Here is a 19168-nt window from a genome sequence, read left to right on the forward strand (position 1 = left end):
GTCATGAGCCCTACCGCAACGCCGGGGACCACCGCCCTGCGCCATCGCACCGTGTTGCTGGACGAGGCCGTCGACGCGCTCGTCTGGCGGCCCGACGGCGCCTACGTGGACGGCACGTTCGGCAGGGGCGGGCACAGCCGCGCGGTGCTGGCGCGGCTGGGACCGGCCGGCAGCCTGGTCGCCTTCGACAAGGATCCGGCAGCAATCGCAGAAGCGGGCACCATCGGGGATGCCCGCTTCTCCATTGAGCACGCGAGCTTTGCGGAAATGGGCGCCCGGCTGGCAAGCCGCGCGCCGGTGGCCGGCGTGCTGCTCGACCTGGGCATCAGCTCGCCCCAGATCGACGAGGCGGCGAGGGGATTTTCCTTTCGTTTCGAGGGCCCGCTGGACATGCGCATGGACACCACGCGCGGCGTCACCGCCGCCGAGTGGCTGGCGCAGGCGGACGAGCACGACATTGCCAGGGTGATACGAGACTATGGGGAAGAACGGTTTGCTGTACAGATTGCAAAGGCGATTGTTGCTCGCCGGCGCGAACCCGGCGATGGCGGTCCAGTCGCCACTACTTCAGACCTTGCCGCGCTCGTGGCGAAAGCCGTCAAGACACGTGAGAAGGGTCAGGACCCTGCGACCCGCACCTTTCAAGCTCTACGGATTCACGTCAATCAAGAGCTTGCGGACCTCGAAACCGGTCTGAAGGCCGCATATGACCTGCTGCAGGTCGGGGGCCGGCTCGTGGTGATCAGCTTCCATTCGCTGGAGGACCGCATCGTCAAGCGGTTCATGCAGGCGCACGCGCGTCCCGAGCGGGATGCCGATCCCGCGCTGCGCCGCGCGCCGCTGCGTGCCATCGACCTGCCCCAGCCGACCATGAAGCTGCTGGGCCGCTTCAAGCCCGGCACCGAGGAGGTGTCCGACAACCCGCGCGCCCGCTCGGCGGTGATGCGCGTGGCCGAAAAGCTCGGAGCGCCGCCGGCATGAACCGCCTGACCTTCTTCCTGCTTGCCGCCCTGATGCTCTGCGCGCTGTCCCTGGTCAGCGCGCAGCACCAGGCACGCACGCTGTTCGTGGCGCTGGAGCGCGCGCAGGCCGAGGAGAAGCAGCTCGACATCGACTGGTCACGCCTGCAGTACCAGCAGAGTTCGCTGAGCAAGAGCGCGCGGATTGCCGATTCGGCGCGCGCCCAGCTCAAGATGTCGCCGGCGCTGGCCGGCCGCACGCAATACCTGCAGGGCGTGGTGCTGCCGACGACCCCGCCGGACGCCGGGAAGCCCGCCGGAGGCGCCGACAAATGACCGCGCGCCAGCCCCTGAACCGCCCCCGCAACGGCAACAAGCCCCGTGGCGAGGCGGCGCGTCCGCGTACCGGCCAGTTCTCGGCCAGCCCGGTGCTGGGCCTGCGCCTGCCGATGTGGCGCTCCAAGTTCGTGGTGTTCCTGATGTTCGCGGCCTTTGCGGCGCTGGCCGTGCGCGCGATGTGGATCCAGGGCCCGGGCAACCAGTTCTACGAGGCCGAAGGCAAGAAGCGCTTCCAGCGCACGCTCGAACTGCCCGCCACGCGCGGCAAGATCCTGGACCGCAACGGTCTGGTGCTGGCGACCAGCCTGCCGGTCAAGGCGATCTGGGCCGTGCCCGAGGACGTGCCCAACGACATCGATCCGCAGCGCATGCGCCAGCTGGCGAAGCTGCTGGAAATGTCCGAGAAGGACCTGCGCGCCAAGTTCAACGAGGACAAGAGCTTCGTCTACCTGAAGCGCCAGGTGCTGCCCGACGCGGCCGACAAGATCGCCGCGCTCAAGATCGACGGCGTGCACCAGACGCGCGAATACAAGCGCTTCTACCCGGAAGGGGAGGCGATGGCCCATATCGTCGGCTTCACCAACGTGGAGGACAAGGGCCAGGAAGGCATGGAACTGGCGCGCGAGAGCGTGCTGGCCGGCCGTCCCGGCGCGCGCCAGGTGATCAAGGACCGGCTGGGCCGCGTGGTCGAGGACGTCGGCATCCTGAAGACGCCGCGCGACGGCGAGGACCTGCAGCTGTCGATCGACGCCAAGATCCAGTACCTGGCGTACAACGAGGTCAAGGCCGTGGTCGAACGCCACAAGGCCAAGGCCGCCAGCGCCGTGGTGCTCGACGCCCAGACGGGCGAGGTGCTGGCGCTGGCCAACTGGCCGACGTACAACCCGAACGACCGTGCCCGCCTGTCTGGCGAGCAGCTGCGCAACCGCGTGCTGACCGATACCTTCGAGCCGGGCTCGATGATGAAGCCGATCACGGTGGGCCTGGCGCTGCAACTGGGCCGCGTGACGCCGTCGACGACGATTGCCACCACCGGCAAGTACACATTCGAGGGGGCGACGATCTCCGATACGCACAACTACGGCTCGCTCACGGTGAGCGGCGTGATCCAGAAGTCGAGCAATATCGGCACGACCAAGATCGCGATGATGATGAAGCCGCAGGAAATGTGGGACATGTTCACCAGCGTGGGCCTGGGCCAGGCGCCGAAGATCGGCTTCCCGGGCGCCGTGGCGGGCCGTGTGCGCCCCTGGAAGAGCTGGCGCCCGATCGAGCAGGCGACGATGTCGTACGGCTACGGCCTGTCGGTGTCGCTGTTCCAGGTGGCGCACGCCTATACGATCTTCGCCCATGACGGCGAGCTGATCCCGGTGTCGATGTTCAAGACCAGCGGCCCGGTGACCGGCGAACGCATCCTGACGCCGAAGGTGGCGCGCGACGTGCGCGGCATGCTCGAAACCGTGACGGCGCCGGGCGGCACGGCCCCCGAGGCGCAGGTGATGGGCTACCGCATCGGCGGCAAGACCGGTACCGCGTACAAGCACGTGGGCCGGGGCTATGACCGCAGCAAGTACCGCGCGTCGTTCATCGGCCTGGGGCCGATGTCGAATCCGCGCGTGATCGTGGCCGTCAGTGTCGACGAGCCCACGGCCGGCAGCCACTACGGCGGCGCCGTGGCCGGCCCGGCGTTCTCGGCGATCACCGGCGGCGCCCTGCGCGCGCTGAACGTGCAGCCCGATTCGCCGATCCGGCAGTTGATGGTCACCGACAAGGTGGCCGAGAGCGAACCCTTGGGGGCGATGCCATGACGGCCAAGCCGCTGCTCCCGCTCGAAGTTTCCGCCCAGGCCAGCAACGCGCTGGCCTGGCTGCGTACGCACGCGCCCGCCGGCGCGAAGCTGACCGGCGATACGCGCCGGGTGCAGCCCGGCGACGTGTTCTTTGCGTACGTGCTCGGCAACGAGCGGCTGGCCACCGATGGCCGCCCCTATATAGACAAGGCGATTGCGGCTGGCGCCTCGGCCGTGGTCTACGAGGCCGACGGCTTCGACTGGTTCCACGGCGACGCGGTGCCGCATCTGGGCGTGTCGCGCCTGCACGACCTGGCTGGGCCGATCGCGGCCGGTTGGTACGGCATCGCGGCGCGCGGGCTGGCCGTGACCGGCATCACCGGCACCAACGGCAAGACGTCGTGTGCCCAGTGGCTGGCGCGCCTGCTGCAGGCCGCCGGCACGCCGTGCGCGACGATCGGCACGCTCGGTACGGGCTTTCCGGACGCGCTGCGCCATACCGGATTCACCACGCCCGATGCGGTGCAGTTGCAGGCCAGCCTGGCCGAACTCCACGACGCGGGCGCCCGCGCCATCGCCATGGAGGTCTCCTCGCACGGCCTGGAGCAGGGCCGCGTGGCCGGCACCGGGTTTGGCGTGGCCGTGCTGACCAACCTGACGCAGGACCACCTTGACTACCACGGCACGATGGCCGAGTACGAGGCCGCCAAGGCGCTGCTGTTCCAATGGGATGGCCTGCGCGCCGCGGTGGTCAACCGCGACGACTGCATGGGTGCCCGCCTGCTGGCCGGCAATGCCGCAGCGGTGGCCGCGCCGGTGGTGATCGAATACGGCATCGACGGCAAGGCCGGCGCCACCGCGTCGCGCGCCCAATGGCTGCGCGCCACCGGCGTGCGCGCCACGGGCACCGGTACCGCCTTCCATGTCGATGGCAGCTTCGGCTCGGCCGATGTGAGCACGCCGATGATCGGCACGTTCAACGTCAGCAACCTGCTGGCCGTGCTCGGCGCCGCGCTGGCGCAGGGCGTGGCGTGGGACGCCGCGCTGGCCGCGCTGCGGACGCTGACACCGGTGGAAGGCCGCATGGAACTGTTCGGCGGCCACGACGCCCCGCTGGCCGTGGTCGACTACGCCCACACCCCCGACGCGCTGGTGCAGACGCTGGGCGCGCTGCGCCCGGTGGCCGACGCCCGCCAGGGCCGGCTCTGGTGCGTGTTCGGCTGCGGCGGCGACCGCGACGCCACCAAGCGCCCGCTGATGGGCGGCGTGGCCGAGCGGCTGGCCGACGAGGTGGTGCTGACCAGCGACAATCCGCGCAGCGAGGACCCGCGCGACATCCTCGAACAGATTGCGGACGGCATGCAGGACCGTGGCCGCGCCCGGCTGGTCGAGGACCGCGCCGCCGCCATTCTTTATGCAATCAAGCACGCCGCCCCGGCCGACGTGGTGCTCGTGGCCGGCAAGGGCCATGAGGCCACGCAGGAGATCCAGGGCCGCAAGCGGCCGTTTTCGGACCGCGAACATGTGCGCCTGACCCTGGGCACACGGGGGGTGTCGGCATGACAGGAACCCCGATGACGACTTTGCAGCAAGCCGCCGGCTGGATGGCCGGCGCGCGCATTTCAGGCGATGCGGCGCGCAGCTTCACGCGCGTGCATACCGACAGCCGGACCGTGGCCCCGGGCGACCTGTTCGTGGCGCTCAAGGGCGAGCGTTTCGACGCGCACGACTTCCTGGCCGATGTGGTGGCGCGCGGCGCCGCCGCCGTGCTGGTCAGCAGCGAGGCGGCGCTGGCCGGACTCGACGTGCCCGCGCTGGTCGTGCCGGACACGCGGCTGGGCCTGGGCGAACTGGGCGCCGGATGGCGCCGCCAGTTCACGCCGCCCACGGTGGCCGTGACCGGCAGCAACGGCAAGACCACGGTCAAGGAAATGATCGCCGCGATCTTCGCGGCGGCCGTGGGTGAGGACGACCGCCTGGCGACGGGCGGCAACCTGAACAACGACATCGGCCTGCCGCTGACCGTGCTGCGCCTGCGCCAGCATCACCGGCTGGCCGTGCTCGAACTCGGCATGAACCATCCGGGCGAGACGGTCTACCTGGCCGGCATCGCCCAGCCCACGGTGGCCGTGATCACCAACGCCCAGCGCGAACACCAGGAATTCATGGTCAGCGTGGAGGCGGTGGCGCACGAGCACGCGAGTGCCATCGCGGCGCTGCCGGCGGACGGCGTGGCCGTGTTCCCGGTGGATGCCGAGAGCGGCGGCGCGCACGCGGACATCTGGCGCCGCGCGGCTGGCGGGCGCCGGGTGCTGGCGTTCGGTACCGGTGCGTCGGCCGATGTGCGCGCGACGGTGTCGCTGGAGGATGGCGTACAGGTCTTGCATGTGGACGCGCAGGATAAGGCGTTCGACTTGCGCCTGCCACTGCTGGGCACGCACAACGTGCGCAACGCGCTGGCCGCCACGGCCTGCGCGCTGGCGGCCGGCGTGGAGATCGATGCGATCCGGCGCGGCATTGCCGGGTTTGCCGCCGTCAAGGGCCGGCTGCAGGTCAGGCACACGCCCGCCGGCGTGGTGGTGATCGACGACACCTACAACGCCAACCCCGACTCGATGCGTGCCGCCATCGACGTGCTGGCCGGCTTTGCCGCCCCGCGCGTGCTGGTGCTCGGCGACATGGGCGAGGTGGGCGACCAGGGCCCGGCGTTCCATGCCGAGATCGGCGCCTATGCGAACGAGCGCGGGATCGAGACGGTGTGGGCCATCGGCGAACTGGCGCCGCACGCGGTGCAGGCGTATGGCGCGGCGGGCCGGCATTTTGCCGACGCCGAGGCGCTGCTGGACGCGCTGCGGCAGGACAAGGAGGGCGTGGTGGCCGGTGCGGCCGCCGTGCTCGTGAAGGGATCGCGCTTCATGCGCATGGAACGGATGGTCGAGGCGCTGGTCGCATCACCTTCCGCTCACTAATAGAAGACACACGATGTTATTGGCTCTGGCCCAGTGGCTGCAAAACGATTACAGCTTCCTGCGGGTCGTCAACTACCTGACTTTCCGCGCGGTGATGGCCAACCTCACCGCGCTCGTGATCGGCCTTGGCTTCGGGCCGTGGGTGATCCGTCGCCTGACCGAACTGAAGATTGGCCAGGCCGTGCGCACGATCGGCCCGCAGACCCACCTCGTGAAGTCGGGCACCCCGACCATGGGCGGCGTGCTGGTGCTGATCTCGATCGCCATTTCCACGCTGCTCTGGTGCGACTGGGGCAACCGCTTCATCTGGGTGGTGCTGCTGGTGACGATCGGCTACGGCGCCGTGGGCTGGGTCGATGACTACCGCAAGGTGGTCTACCGCGACCCGCGCGGCATGTCGAGCCGCGAGAAGTTCTTCTGGCAGACGCTGATCGGGCTGGTAGCGGCGGTGTACCTGGCGTTCTCGGTGTCCGAGGCCAGCAACGTGCGTGTCTGGAGCCTGTTCCTGGGCTGGATCGAGGGCGGGATGTTCGCCGACATGCCGTACAAGACCAACCTGATCGTCCCGTTCTTCAAGGAGATCAGCTATCCGCTGGGTGTCACGGGCTTCATCATCCTGACCTATCTGGTGATCGTGGGTTCGAGCAACGCCGTGAACCTGACGGACGGCCTGGACGGCCTGGTCATCATGCCCGTGGTGCTGGTGGGCGGCGGGCTGGGCGTGTTTGCCTACGTGATGGGCAGCTCGGTCTACAGCAAGTACCTGCTGTTCCCGCACATTCCCGGCGCCGGCGAGCTGCTGATCTTCTGCTCGGCGATGGCCGGGGCGGGGCTGGCCTTCCTCTGGTTCAACGCCCACCCGGCGCGGGTGTTCATGGGCGACGTGGGCGCGCTGGCGCTGGGCGGCGCGCTGGGCACCATCGCCGTGATTGTGCGCCAGGAGATCGTACTGTTCGTGATGGGCGGCATCTTCGTGGTGGAAACGCTTTCGGTGATGCTGCAGGTCACGTGGTTCAAGTTCACGAAGAAGCGCTATGGCGAAGGCCGGCGCCTGTTCCGCATGGCGCCGCTGCACCATCATTTCGAGCTGAGCGGCTGGAAGGAAACGCAGGTCACCGTGCGGTTCTGGATCATCACGATGCTGCTGGTGCTGATCGGGCTGTCGTCGCTGAAGCTGCGCTGACCGGGATCATCCCTCTCTCTCTATATATATATATAAGGCAGGAATCCGAAGTGTTTGGCGCGTTGCAGAAACCTCAAGTGCTGGTACTGGGCCTCGGCGAATCGGGCCTGGCCATGGCGCGCTGGTGCGGCCTCAACGGCTGCCGCGTGCGCGTGGCCGACACGCGCGAGGCGCCTGCCAACCTGGGCCTGCTGCAGGCCGAACTGGCGTCGGCGCAGTTCGCCGGCGGCCGGTTCGCCGAAGCGCTGCTGGACGGCATCGGCCTCGTGGCGATCAGCCCGGGGCTGTCGCCGCTGGACCCCGACACCCGGGCGCTGCTCGATGCGGCGCAGGCGCGCGGCATTCCGGTCTGGGGAGAGATCGAACTGTTCGCGCAGGCGCTCGGCTACCTCGAGGCCACCTCGGGTTACGCTCCGAAGGTGCTGGCGATCACCGGCACCAACGGCAAGACCACTACCACCGCACTGGCCGGCCGGCTGGCCGAACGGGCGGGCAAGACCGTTGGCGTGGCCGGCAACATCAGCCCGTCGGCGCTGGACAAGCTCTCGGCATGCATTGCCAGCGCCACGTTGCCCGATGTCTGGGTGCTCGAACTGTCGAGCTTCCAGCTTGAGACCACATATTCGCTGGCGCCCCATGCGGCGACTGTGCTGAACCTCACACAGGATCACCTGGACTGGCACGGCTCGATGGAAGCCTACGCCGCGTCCAAGGCGCGCATCTTCGGCCCGGCCGACAAGGGCTGCGTGCAGGTGCTGAACCGCCAGGACAAGCTGACCATGGACATGGCCCGGGCCGGCGCGCCGCTGGTGACCTTCGGCACGGACCTGCCTGAAGTGGCCGGCAGCTACGGCGTGCTGCGCGACGGCGGCATGCCGTGGCTGGCCGTGGCCGAACCCGACCCCGAGGCGGAAAGCGAGCAGAAGCCGCGCCGCCGGAAGAAGGACGAGCCCGCCGAGCCGCCCGTACCGGTGCGCCACAAGCGCCTGATGCCGGCCGACGCGCTGCACATCCGCGGCATGCACAACGCCACCAACGCCATGGCCGCGCTGGCGCTGTGCCGCGCCATCGACCTGCCGCTGAACGCGCTGCTGCACGGCCTGCGCGAGTATCGCGGCGAGCCGCACCGCGTGGAGTGGGTGGCGACGATCGACGAGGTCGAATACTTCGACGACAGCAAGGGCACCAATGTGGGCGCCACGGTGGCCGCGCTGAACGGTCTGGACAAGCGCGTGGTGCTGATCGCCGGTGGCGAAGGCAAGGGGCAGGATTTCTCGCCGCTGGCCACGCCGGTGGCGCAGTACGCGCGGGCCGTGGTGCTGATCGGCAAGGATGCCGGGGTGATCCGGGCGTCACTCTCCGATGCCGGGACCGAAATCGTGGACGCGGCCTCGCTGGAAGAGGCCGTGGAAAAATCGGCCGCGCTGGCGGAATCCGGTGACGTCGTGCTGCTCTCACCGGCCTGCGCCAGCCTCGACATGTTCCGCAACTACGTCCACCGCGCGCAGGTGTTCCGCGGCGCCGTGGAAGAACTGGCCTTGTCCCGGGGGATCATGCCATGAGCGAGCCACAGGTCAAGCGCAGCGGATTCATCGGCGCCACCATCGGCAACGCCTGGGGTGGGCTGCGCGACGCGGTGTCGGGCGTCAAGCCGACCCGTTCGCGGATGATGGAGTACGACCAGCCGCTGCTGTGGGTGGCGATCGTGCTGCTGACGTTCGGCCTGGTGATGGTCTATTCGGCGTCGATCGCGCTGCCGGACTCGCCGCGCTATGCCAACTACCGCGAAGTGCACTTCCTGACGCGCCACGCGTTTGCGCTGTTCGTCGGGCTGTCGATGGGCCTGGTGGCGTTCCAGGTGCCGGTCAAGGTCTGGGACAAATACGCCCCGAAGCTGTTCCTGATCGCGCTGGCGCTGCTGGTGATCGTGCTGGTGCCGTTTGTCGGCAAGGGCGTGAACGGCGCGCGGCGCTGGATTCCGCTGGGCGTGATGAATTTCCAGCCGTCCGAACTGATGAAGCTGGCCGTGGTGCTGTATGCGGCCAACTACACCGTGCGCAAGCAGGAATGGATGCAGACGGTGTCCAAGGGCTTCCTGCCGATGGGCGTGGCCGTGGTGGTGGTGGGCATGCTGCTGCTGCTGGAGCCCGACATGGGCGCCTTCCTCGTGATCGCGGCCGTGGCGATGGGCATCCTGTTCCTCGGCGGCATCAACGGCAAGCTGTTCGCCGGGCTGGTGGGCGTGGCGGTGGGCGCGTTCGGCCTGCTGATCACGGCGTCGCCATGGCGGCGCGAGCGGATTTTTGCGTACCTGAACCCGTGGGAAGAAAGCAACGCGCTGGGCAAGGCATACCAGCTGACCCACTCGCTGATCGCCTTCGGGCGCGGCGAATGGACCGGCGTGGGCCTGGGCGGCAGCATCGAAAAGCTGCACTACCTGCCGGAGGCGCATACCGACTTCATCCTGGCCGTGATCGGCGAGGAGTTCGGCTTCATCGGCGTGCTGGTGATGATCGTGCTGTTCTACTGGCTGGTGCGCCGCTGCTTCAACATCGGCCGCACCGCGCTGCAGCTCGACCGCACCTTCGCCGGCCTGGTGGCCAAGGGCATGGGGGTCTGGATCGGCTGGCAGACCTTCATCAACATGGGCGTGAACCTGGGCCTGCTGCCCACCAAGGGGCTGACGCTGCCGCTGGTGAGCTACGGCGGCTCGGGGATTTTGATGAATTGCGTGGCGCTGGCCATCGTGCTGCGGATTGATTACGAAAATCGAGTGTTGATGCGCGGAGGGAAGGTATGACCGGAGTGCGTCAACGCTCGATTTCGGTGAAGGCTAACTTCCTGCGTCAGCAGGAAGTTAAGCGCAGCGGCCGAAGCCAAAATCGCGTTCCGATGCGCGGAGGGAAGGTATGACCGCGCGCACTCTTCTCGTCATGGCTGGCGGCACTGGCGGACACGTCTTTCCGGGGCTGGCGGTGGCGCACGCGCTGCGTGACGAGGGCTGGCGCGTGGTGTGGCTGGGCAATCGTACCGGCATGGAAGCCACGCTGGTGCCGAAGCACGACATCCCGATGGAGTTCATCCAGTTCGGCGGGCTGCGCGGCAAGGGCCTGATGACCAAGTTCCTGCTGCCGCTGAACCTGCTGCGCGCGTTCTGGCAAAGCATTGGCGCGCTGCGCCGGGTGAAGCCGGACGTGGTGCTCGGCATGGGCGGCTACATCACGTTCCCGGCGGGAATGATGGCGTCGCTGCTGGGCCGGCCGCTGGTGCTGCACGAGCAGAATTCGATTGCCGGGCTGACCAACAAGGTGCTGGCGAAGGTGGCCGACCGCGTGCTGTGCGCGTTCCCGGACGCTTTGCCGGACAGCGAGTGGACCGGCAACCCGGTGCGCGCCGAACTGGCCGCGATCCCGGCGCCCGAGGCACGCTACGACCATCGCACCGGCCCGCTGCGCCTGCTCGTGGTGGGCGGCAGCCTGGGCGCGGCGGCGCTGAACGACGTCGTGCCGAAGGCGCTGGCGCTGCTGCCCGAGGCCAGCCGGCCCACGGTGAAGCACCAGGCCGGGGTGAAACAGATCGACCAACTCCGTGCGAACTACGCGGCGGCGGGCGTGGCCGGCGAGACCGTGCCATTTATCGACGACATGGCGGCGGCCTATGCCGACGCCGATCTGGTCATCTGCCGCGCTGGCGCGATGACGGTATCGGAAGTGGCGGCCGCCGGAGTGGCCGCACTGTTCGTGCCGTTCCCGCACGCGGTGGACGACCACCAGACCACCAACGCGGCGTTCCTGTCGAGGCAGGACGCGGCGCTGCTGGTGCAACAGAACAACCTGAGCGCGGAAGGGCTGGCACAGACCATCGCCGGCCTGACGCGCGAGCAACTGAAGGACATGGCGCGCGCGGCGCGCAGCCTGGCCAAGCCTGAGGCAACCCGGCGCGTAGCCGAGATCTGCCGGCAGGCGGCGGGCGACAAGTGAAACGAATTCAATGAAGCATATCGTCAAGAACATCCACTTCGTAGGCATCGGCGGCGCCGGCATGAGCGGCATCGCGGAGGTCCTGCTGAACCTGGGCTACAAGGTCTCGGGCTCCGACATGGGCAGCAACGCTGCCACGCGGCGCCTGGCCTCGCTCGGCGCCCGCGTCTGCCACGGCCATGATGCCGCCAACGTGGAAGGCGCCAACGCCGTGGTGGTGTCCACCGCGGTGACCAACGACAACCCCGAGGTGCTGGCCGCCCGCGCCCGCCGTATCCCCGTGGTGCCGCGCGCGGTGATGCTGGCCGAGCTGATGCGCCTGAAGCAGGGCGTGGCCATTGCCGGCACGCACGGCAAGACCACCACCACCAGCCTCGTGGCCTCGGTGCTGGCCGAAGGCGGGCTGGACCCCACGTTCGTGATCGGCGGCCGGCTGAACTCGGCTGGCGCCAACGCGCGGCTGGGCACCGGTGACTTCATCGTGGCCGAGGCCGACGAGTCGGACGCGTCGTTCCTGAACCTGTTCCCGGTGATGGAGGTCATCACCAATATCGACGCCGACCACATGGACACCTACGGGCACGATTTCGCCCGGCTCAAGCAGGCGTTCGTGGAATTCACCCAGCGCCTGCCGTTCTACGGCATCGCGGTGCTGTGCGTCGATGACCCGAACGTGCGCGAGATCCTGCCGTTCGTGTCCAAGCCGGTGGTCCGCTACGGGTTTGCCGAGGACGCGCAGATCCGGGCGATCAACGCGCGCGCCGTGGACGGCCAGATGCATTTCACGGTGCTGCGCCAGCTCAACGGCCATGCCGAGCCGCCGCTGGACATCGTGCTGAACCTGCCGGGCGACCATAACGTGCAGAACGCGCTGGCCGCCATCGCCATCGCCACGGAGCTGGAGGTGCCGGACGCCGCCATCGTCAAGGCGCTGCGCGAGTTCCACGGCGTGGGCCGCCGCTTCCAGCGCTATGGCGAGGTGGCAACGCCCGACGGCGCCGGCACCTTCACGCTGGTGGACGACTACGGCCACCACCCGGTGGAAATGGCCGCCACGCTGGCCGCCGCGCGCGGCGCGTTCCCGGGCCGCCGGCTGGTGCTGGCGTTCCAGCCGCACCGCTTTACCCGGACGCGCGACTGCTTCGAGGATTTCGTGAAGGTGCTCGGCACCGTCGATGCGCTGCTGCTGGCCGAGGTCTACGCCGCCGGCGAGGCCCCGATCGTGGCCGCCGACGGCCGGGCGATGACCCGCGCGCTGCGCGTGACCAACAAGGTGGAACCTGTTTTCGTGGAACAGATCGAGGATATGCCCCAGTCGATCCTGAATGCCGTGCGGCCTGGCGATGTGGTCGTGACGATGGGCGCCGGTTCGATCGGCGCCGTGCCGGGACAACTGGTGTCGCGCCAGGCGGGAGGTCAGCAATGAGTTTCGTGGCCCATCCCAATATCGATCCGAAATCGCTGGGCAAGGTTGGCGTGCTGCTGGGCGGCAAGTCGGCCGAGCGCGAGATCTCGCTGATGTCCGGCAACGGCGTGCTGGCCGCGCTGCAGTCGCGCGGGGTGGACGCCCACCCGTTCGATCCGGCGCTCCAGTCCGTGGCCGAACTGGCCGCGGCCAGGTTCGACCGCGTCTTCATCGCGCTGCATGGCCGCTACGGCGAGGACGGCACGATGCAGGGCCTGCTCGAACAGCTGGGCGTGCCGTACACCGGCAGCGGCGTGCTGGCGTCGGCGCTGGCCATGGACAAGCAGGCCACCAAGCGGCTGTGGATGACCCACGACCTGGCCACGCCGCGCTTTGCCATGCTCCACGCCGACACCGATTTCGACGCCGTGGTGCGCGACCTGGGCCTGCCGCTGATCGTCAAGCCGGCGCGCGAGGGGTCGTCGATCGGGCTGACCAAGGTGACCGCGGCCGACCAGATGGCCGCCGCGTTCCAGAAGGCCGCCGACCTCGACAACGACGTGATTGCCGAATCGTTCATCGACGGCGCGGAGCTGACTTGCCCCGTCGTGGGCGAGGGTGCGACGGCCGAAGCGCTGCCGGTTATCAAGATTGTTGCGCCAGAGTCGAACTACGACTATCAAAATAAGTACTTTACTGACGATACCCAATACCTGTGCCCCTCGACTTTGCCTGAAACGCTGGAGAACGAAGTCCGCGCGCTGGCCGTCGAAGCATTCCGCGTGTTGGGCTGCCGAGGCTGGGCCCGCGCGGACGTAATGCTGACGCGCGATGGCCGCCCGTACCTGCTCGAAATGAATACCTCGCCTGGCATGACCGGCCATTCGCTCGTGCCGATGGCGGCGCGCGCGAATGGCATCAGCTACGAGGACTTCGTGATGCAGGTGCTGGCCCTGGCGACGCTGGACCTGCACCCGAACGAGCACTGGAAACCCGAATAACAGCCGGACCGACGACCCCGAGACCCAACCAACCATGTGGCATAACGCGCGCCTGCTCAACCTGATCGCCTCAGCGCTCTACGCGCTGGTGGCGCTCATGGCGCTCGGCGCCGGCCTGCTGTGGCTGGCGCAGCGGCCCGTGTTCGCCATCACCCACGTGGAACTGACGTCGATGGAGGGCGGCCCGCTGCGGCACGTGAACGCGCCGAGCGTGCGCGCCAACGCGCTGGGCAAGCTGTCGGGCAACTTCTTCACGCTCGACCTGAACGCCGCCCGCCAGGCATTCGAGTCCGTGCCATGGGTGCGCCATGCCAGCGTGCGCCGCGAATGGCCGAACGGGCTGGCGGTGCAGGTGGAGGAGCACGAGGCGCTCGGCACCTGGGGCGGGGCCGATACCGGCCGGCTGATCAATACGTACGGCGAGGTGTTCGTCGCCAACACGGCCGAGGCCGAAGAGGACGCGCAGCTGCTGGCGCTGGACGGCCCGCCCGACAGCGAGGAAGACGTGGTCGGCAAGCTGGAAATCATGCGCGAATGGTTCCGGCCGATGAAGGCCGAGCCGCTGTCGGTGGCGCTGTCGGGGCGCTATGCCTGGCGCGCCCGGCTGTCGAACGGGCTGGTGGTGGAGTTCGGCCGCGAACAGAACGAGGACGACCGCGCCGCCATGGAGGCGCGTGTGAAGCGCTTCGTGGCGTCGTGGCCACAGTTGACGGAGCAGTGGGGCAAGCAGATCGAGTACGCCGACCTGCGCTACCCCAATGGTTTTGCGATCCGCGCGGCCAACGTGCGCTTCCTGACCGATGCCCAGGCCGCCGCGGCGGCCAAGGCGGCGGCGAAGGCGGCAGCGGCAGCGCCCCAGGCGGCTTCGGCCGGTACTACCAACAACAATCCGACGCGACTCAAGAGCAAGAACGCGGAGAAAAGTCGATGAGCAAGGAATACAAGGACCTACTGGTCGGTCTCGACATCGGCACCTCGAAGGTGGCGGCCGTGGTGGCGGAACTGCGCCCCGACGGCAGCTACGAGGTCATCGGGATGGGCCAGTCCGAGTCCAAGGGTCTGAAGAAGGGGGTCGTGGTCAACATCGAAGCCACCGTGCAGTCGATCCAGCGCGCGCTGGAGGAGGCCGAACTGATGGCCGACTGCAAGATCGCCGAGGTGTTCACCGGTATCGCCGGCAGCCATATCCGCAGCTTCAACTCCAGCGGCATGGTGGCCATCAAGGACAAGGAAGTCACCCAGACCGACGTCGCCCGCGTGATCGAGACCGCCAAGGCGGTCAACATCCCGACCGACCAGCAGATCCTGCACATCCTGACGCAGGAATTCATCATCGACGGCCAGGAGGACGTGCGCGAGCCCATCGGCATGAGCGGCATCCGCCTGGAAGTGAAGGTGCACATCGTGACCGGCGCGGTCAGCGCGGCCCAGAACATCGTCAAATGCGTGCGTCGCTGCGGGCTGGAAGTGCACGACCTGATCCTGCAGCCGCTGGCGTCGAGCCTGGCGGTGCTGACCGAGGACGAGAAGGAGCTGGGCGTGGTGCTGGTCGACATCGGCGGCGGCACCACCGACATCGCCATCTTCAGCGAAGGGGCCATCCGCCACACGGCCGTGATCCCGATCGCCGGCGACCAGATCACCAACGACATCGCCATGGCGCTGCGCACGCCGACGCCCGATGCCGAGGATATCAAGATGCAGTACGGCATCGCCAAGCAGGCGATTGCCGATCCGGAAGACATGATCGAGGTGCCCGGGGTGGGCGACCGCGGCACGCGCACGCTGAGCCGGCAGGCGCTGGCAGCGGTGATCGAGCCGCGTATCGAGGAACTCTATTCGCTGGTGCACCAGGTGGTGCGCGAATCGGGCTACGAGGAACTGCTGTCGTCGGGCGTGGTGATCACCGGCGGCACGGCGATGATGCCGGGCATGGTCGAACTGGGCGAGGACATCTTCCTGAAGCCCGTGCGCGTGGGCGTGCCCGAGTACCGCGGCAACCTGCACGAGGTGGTCAAGAGCCCGCGCTACTCCACGGTGATGGGGCTGCTGCAGGAAGGCTGCGTGCAACGCATGCGCGGCCGCAAGGTGGCGGTGCAGAGCGGACAGGTCAAGCAGGTCTGGACACGCATGAAGGAATGGTTCGTCGGCAACTTCTGAAGCCGGCGCGTGTCAGGAAGGTTTCGTAGTGGTATCGGCCATGTTGGCCATGTAGTTATTCGATGGTTTCTTGTTCAGGAACCAAGGGTTGCGGCGGGGAGGCCGCAGCGTTTGGGGACTGATTTTTCTCGGAGGCAGTGATGGACTTTGACATGATTGAAACGGAGATTCAGGACGGCACCATCATCAAGGTGGTGGGCGTGGGCGGTGCGGGCGGCAACGCCGTGCAGCACATGATCAGCCGTGGCGTGCAGGGCGTGGAATTCATCTGCATGAACACGGATGCCCAGGCACTGAAGCGCTCCAGCGCCTCGCGCGTGCTGCAGCTCGGCAATACGGGCCTGGGCGCCGGCGCCAAGCCCGAGGTGGGCCGCAACTGTGCCGAACAGGCGCGCGAGCAGATCGCCGACGCCCTGCGCGGCGCGCACATGGTCTTCATCACTGCCGGCATGGGCGGCGGTACCGGCACCGGTGCTGCCCCGATCGTGGCGCAGGTGGCCAAGGAAATGGGCATCCTGACCGTGGGCGTGGTCAGCAAGCCGTTCGACTTCGAAGGCGCACGCCGCGCCAAGGTGGCCGAACATGGCTCGGGCGAGCTGGAATCGTCGGTTGACTCGCTGATCGTCGTGCTCAACGAGAAGCTCTTCGAAGTCATGGGCGACGACGCCGAGATGGACAAGTGCTTCCAGTGCGCGGATGACGTGCTGCACAACGCCGTGGCTGGCATTGCCGAAATCATCAATGTCGACGGTCTGGTGAACGTCGACTTCGAGGACGTGAAGACGGTGATGGGCGAGCAGGGCAAGGCCATGATGGGCACGGCTACCGTGTCCGGCGTGGACCGCGCCCGCCTGGCGGCCGAGCAGGCCGTGGCCAGCCCGCTGCTGGAAGGCGTGGACCTGTCCGGCGCGCGTGGCGTGCTGGTCAACATCACGGCCAGCCGCTCGCTGAAGCTGTCGGAAACCAAGGAAGTCATGAACACGATCCGCAGCTATGCCGCGGAAGATGCGACCGTGATCTTCGGTACGGTGTACGACGACTCGATGGGCGACGCGCTGCGCGTGACCGTGGTGGCCACGGGCCTGGGCCGTTCGGCCAAGAAGCAGCAGCCGATGACGCTGCTGAAGACTGGCACGGACAACATCCCGGTGCAGATGATGGCCGGCATGGGCGTTGCCACGTCGCACGCGCACGCCGCGCCGGACTACAGCAACCTGGATACGCCGGCAGTGTGGCGCAGCTCGCGTGAGTCGGCATCGGCCCACGTGGCGGCGCTGCAGGAAAAGGGTGTGGATACGTACGACATCCCGGCCTTCCTGCGCAAGCAGGCAGACTGAGTTGGGCTCCGGCAGGGCGGCGGCAGCGGCCGCGCGCCTGGCGGGTTCTCCACGGTCCATCACGCGTCGCCCGAGCGCTCCCTATCCGCTCGGCGATTGCCAGGACTGACGGCCCTCGTCAGCGCGCCCGGCTGCGCCGCGCCCGCGCCTCATGTCGTCCATCGCATCCCGCTGCCGGGACAGGCGGGCCATCGGCCGCCTCCCCGGACTCATCTCCCGCCCTCCGGGCGGCGGGATGTACTCGTCCGCGCGGCGCGTCCAGAAGACGCGCCGCGCGGCGGTTTCCTTTTCAGCTTGAAGTAACGCCTGAAGCACGTACCGCGCACCGGACTTGGTCGCGGTCATGTCAGTCTCTATGATGCAGGCAGGGTTTCCACCAAGAGGGCACAATCCCATGATCGCCGTTGGCCAGCGCGTCCCGGACGCGACGCTGTACGAATTCTTCGACACGGAAGCGGGCGGTTGCGCGCTCGGCCCGAACGCGTTTCCGGTTGCCGACCTCGTGAAGGGCAAGACGATCGTCGTGTTCGGCCTGCCGGGCGCGTTCACCCCGACCTGTTCGGCCAAGCATGTGCCGGGCTTTGTCCGCCTCAACGATGAACTGCGCGCGGCCGGCGTGGACGAAGTCTGGTGCCACTCGGTCAACGACGCTTTCGTGATGGGCGCCTGGGGCCGCGAACAGAATGCCGGCGGCAAGGTCCGCATGATGGCCGACGGCGCCGCCCAGTGGGCCAGGGCGCTCGGACTGGATCAGGACCTGAGCCAGCGCGGCCTGGGTGTGCGCGCCAAACGGTACGCGATGGTCATCGAGGACGGCGTGGTGGCGCACCTGTTCGTTGAAGAACCGGGCGCGTTTCAGGTCAGCAGCGCCGAATCCGTACTGGAAGCGTTGCGCCCCTGATACGAAGCGGCCAGCAAAGGGGTCACTGAAGTGTCTTATTGGGCGCTTCATTAACATGTCTAACAGCCGGAAACAGTTTGGTGCAGCGCAGTACACCGGTTGGTGGTAGCATCCCGTTATTAGATTTCACGCCCAATAGCTTTTTATAATAGTTGAGGCCGCAATGCTCAAACAGCGCACTATCAAATCCCTGGTGAAGACGGTCGGCATTGGTTTGCACTCGGGCCGCAAGGTGACGCTGACGTTGCGACCCGCTCCTGCCGATGCCGGCATCGTGTTCACCCGCGTGGACCTGCCCGAGGCCGTGGAGATTCCGGTCGCGGCATCCGCCATCGGCGACACCCGCCTCGCGTCGGTGCTCCAGAAGGACGGCGCCCGTGTTTCGACGGTCGAACACCTGATGTCGGCCTGCGCCGGCCTGGGTATCGACAATCTCTATGTGGATGTCGATGCCGAGGAAATCCCGATCATGGACGGCAGCGCCGCCTCGTTCGTGTTCCTGCTGCAGTCGGCCGGGATCGAGGAGCAGCCGGCCGCCAAGCGCTTCATCCGCGTCAAGAAAGCCGTGGAAGTGCGCGAGGGCGACAAGCTGGCCCGCCTCGAACCGTTCTTCGGCTTCAAGCTCGCGTTCACGATCGATTTCCGGCATCCGGCCGTCGACAAGACCGGCCAGACCTTCACGATCGATTTCGGCGACACGAGCTACGTCCGCGAGATCGCGCGGGCCCGCACGTTCGGCTTCGCCCACGAGGTGGAAGCGCTGCGCGAGATGGGCCTGGCGCGCGGCGGCAGCCTGGACAATGCCATCGTGCTCGACGAACACCGCATGCTCAACAACGAGGAACTGCGCTATGGCGACGAGTTCGTCCGCCACAAGATCCTCGACGCGATCGGCGATCTGTACGTGGTTGGCCATCCGCTGATCGGCTCGTACGTGGCGCACAAGTCCGGCCACGGCCTGAACAACCAGCTGCTGCGCGCGCTGCTGGCCGACCAGGAAGCCTATGAATTCGTCACGTTCGACAAGGTCGAGGAAGCGCCCGCCGCCTTCCTGCCGCAAGTCCAGCCGGCCTTCGCCTGATGGCCTGATCGTTGGTCCAATGGAAAAGCCCCGCGCTCGGTAGCACGCGGGGCTTTTTCCGTTT

17 protein-coding genes are annotated in these 19168 nt (G+C 67.8%); 16 read left to right on the top strand and 1 reads right to left on the bottom strand.

Features of this window, described 5'->3' with window-relative positions; genetic code table 11:
• Window positions 1-3 precede the first annotated feature (3 nt).
• The 14 genes from rsmH (at window position 4) to ftsZ (ending at window position 17122) form a co-directional block, all read left to right on the top strand.
• Window positions 4-981, top strand: coding sequence for a 16S rRNA (cytosine(1402)-N(4))-methyltransferase RsmH (gene rsmH / locus EV147_RS00095; protein ID WP_130389112.1), 978 nt, complete (start codon window positions 4-6; stop codon window positions 979-981).
• Complete coding sequence (gene ftsL, locus EV147_RS00100; protein WP_130389113.1) at window positions 978-1295, top strand: cell division protein FtsL; 318 nt, start codon at window positions 978-980, stop codon at window positions 1293-1295. Before rsmH ends, ftsL begins: the two co-directional genes overlap by 4 nt.
• The gene (locus EV147_RS00105) at window positions 1292-3106 is read left to right on the top strand and encodes a peptidoglycan D,D-transpeptidase FtsI family protein (RefSeq protein ID WP_130389114.1); all 1815 of its coding nucleotides are present in this window, start codon (window positions 1292-1294) and stop codon (window positions 3104-3106) included. Before ftsL ends, EV147_RS00105 begins: the two co-directional genes overlap by 4 nt.
• Window positions 3103-4650 carry a UDP-N-acetylmuramoyl-L-alanyl-D-glutamate--2,6-diaminopimelate ligase gene (locus EV147_RS00110; protein WP_130389115.1) on the top strand — a complete coding sequence of 516 codons (1548 nt, stop codon included), beginning with the start codon at window positions 3103-3105 and terminating at the stop codon, window positions 4648-4650. The genes EV147_RS00105 and EV147_RS00110 overlap by 4 nt, the downstream gene beginning before the upstream one ends.
• Entirely contained in the window at window positions 4647-6056 is a 1410-nt protein-coding gene (locus EV147_RS00115; protein ID WP_130389116.1) for a UDP-N-acetylmuramoyl-tripeptide--D-alanyl-D-alanine ligase, read from the top strand. The genes EV147_RS00110 and EV147_RS00115 overlap by 4 nt, the downstream gene beginning before the upstream one ends.
• 13 nt (window positions 6057-6069) lie before the next feature.
• Window positions 6070-7239 (top strand): phospho-N-acetylmuramoyl-pentapeptide-transferase, encoded by a 1170-nt coding sequence (gene mraY, locus EV147_RS00120; protein ID WP_130389117.1) that lies wholly within the window; start codon window positions 6070-6072, stop codon window positions 7237-7239.
• A 50-nt stretch (window positions 7240-7289) separates the two neighbouring features.
• A complete protein-coding gene (murD, locus tag EV147_RS00125; protein WP_130389118.1) occupies window positions 7290-8801 on the top strand; it encodes a UDP-N-acetylmuramoyl-L-alanine--D-glutamate ligase in 1512 nt (503 codons plus the stop codon).
• Window positions 8798-10039: a putative lipid II flippase FtsW gene (ftsW, locus tag EV147_RS00130; RefSeq protein WP_130389119.1), complete on the top strand. Its 1242-nt coding sequence runs from the start codon at window positions 8798-8800 to the stop codon at window positions 10037-10039. Before murD ends, ftsW begins: the two co-directional genes overlap by 4 nt.
• 109 nt (window positions 10040-10148) lie before the next feature.
• Window positions 10149-11219, top strand: a complete 1071-nt coding sequence (gene murG / locus EV147_RS00135) for an undecaprenyldiphospho-muramoylpentapeptide beta-N-acetylglucosaminyltransferase (protein ID WP_130389120.1) — start codon at window positions 10149-10151, stop codon at window positions 11217-11219.
• Window positions 11220-11229: 10 nt separating this feature from the next.
• A complete protein-coding gene (gene murC / locus EV147_RS00140) occupies window positions 11230-12645 on the top strand; it encodes a UDP-N-acetylmuramate--L-alanine ligase (RefSeq protein WP_130389121.1) in 1416 nt (471 codons plus the stop codon).
• The gene (locus EV147_RS00145; protein WP_130389122.1) at window positions 12642-13625 is read left to right on the top strand and encodes a D-alanine--D-alanine ligase; all 984 of its coding nucleotides are present in this window, start codon (window positions 12642-12644) and stop codon (window positions 13623-13625) included. Before murC ends, EV147_RS00145 begins: the two co-directional genes overlap by 4 nt.
• A 34-nt stretch (window positions 13626-13659) precedes the next feature.
• Complete coding sequence (locus tag EV147_RS00150; protein ID WP_130389123.1) at window positions 13660-14556, top strand: cell division protein FtsQ/DivIB; 897 nt, start codon at window positions 13660-13662, stop codon at window positions 14554-14556.
• Window positions 14553-15785 (top strand): cell division protein FtsA, encoded by a 1233-nt coding sequence (ftsA, locus tag EV147_RS00155; protein WP_061955279.1) that lies wholly within the window; start codon window positions 14553-14555, stop codon window positions 15783-15785. Before EV147_RS00150 ends, ftsA begins: the two co-directional genes overlap by 4 nt.
• Window positions 15786-15925: 140 nt before the next feature.
• Entirely contained in the window at window positions 15926-17122 is a 1197-nt protein-coding gene (gene ftsZ / locus EV147_RS00160; RefSeq protein WP_130389124.1) for a cell division protein FtsZ, read from the top strand.
• A gap of 81 nt (window positions 17123-17203) precedes the next feature.
• Here ftsZ and EV147_RS00165 read toward each other — a convergent pair whose 3' ends face one another.
• The gene (locus tag EV147_RS00165; protein ID WP_130389125.1) at window positions 17204-17467 is read right to left on the bottom strand and encodes a hypothetical protein; all 264 of its coding nucleotides are present in this window, start codon (window positions 17465-17467) and stop codon (window positions 17204-17206) included.
• Window positions 17468-17516: 49 nt separating this feature from the next.
• Here EV147_RS00165 and EV147_RS00170 point away from each other — a divergent pair, with 49 nt between their 5' ends.
• The gene (locus tag EV147_RS00170; protein ID WP_130389126.1) at window positions 17517-18023 is read left to right on the top strand and encodes a peroxiredoxin; all 507 of its coding nucleotides are present in this window, start codon (window positions 17517-17519) and stop codon (window positions 18021-18023) included.
• A 163-nt stretch (window positions 18024-18186) separates the two neighbouring features.
• Complete coding sequence (gene lpxC / locus EV147_RS00175) at window positions 18187-19104, top strand: UDP-3-O-acyl-N-acetylglucosamine deacetylase (RefSeq protein ID WP_130389127.1); 918 nt, start codon at window positions 18187-18189, stop codon at window positions 19102-19104.
• Window positions 19105-19168 lie beyond the last annotated feature (64 nt).

The organism is Cupriavidus agavae, from assembly GCF_004217045.1.
Taxonomy (GTDB): domain Bacteria; phylum Pseudomonadota; class Gammaproteobacteria; order Burkholderiales; family Burkholderiaceae; genus Cupriavidus; species Cupriavidus agavae.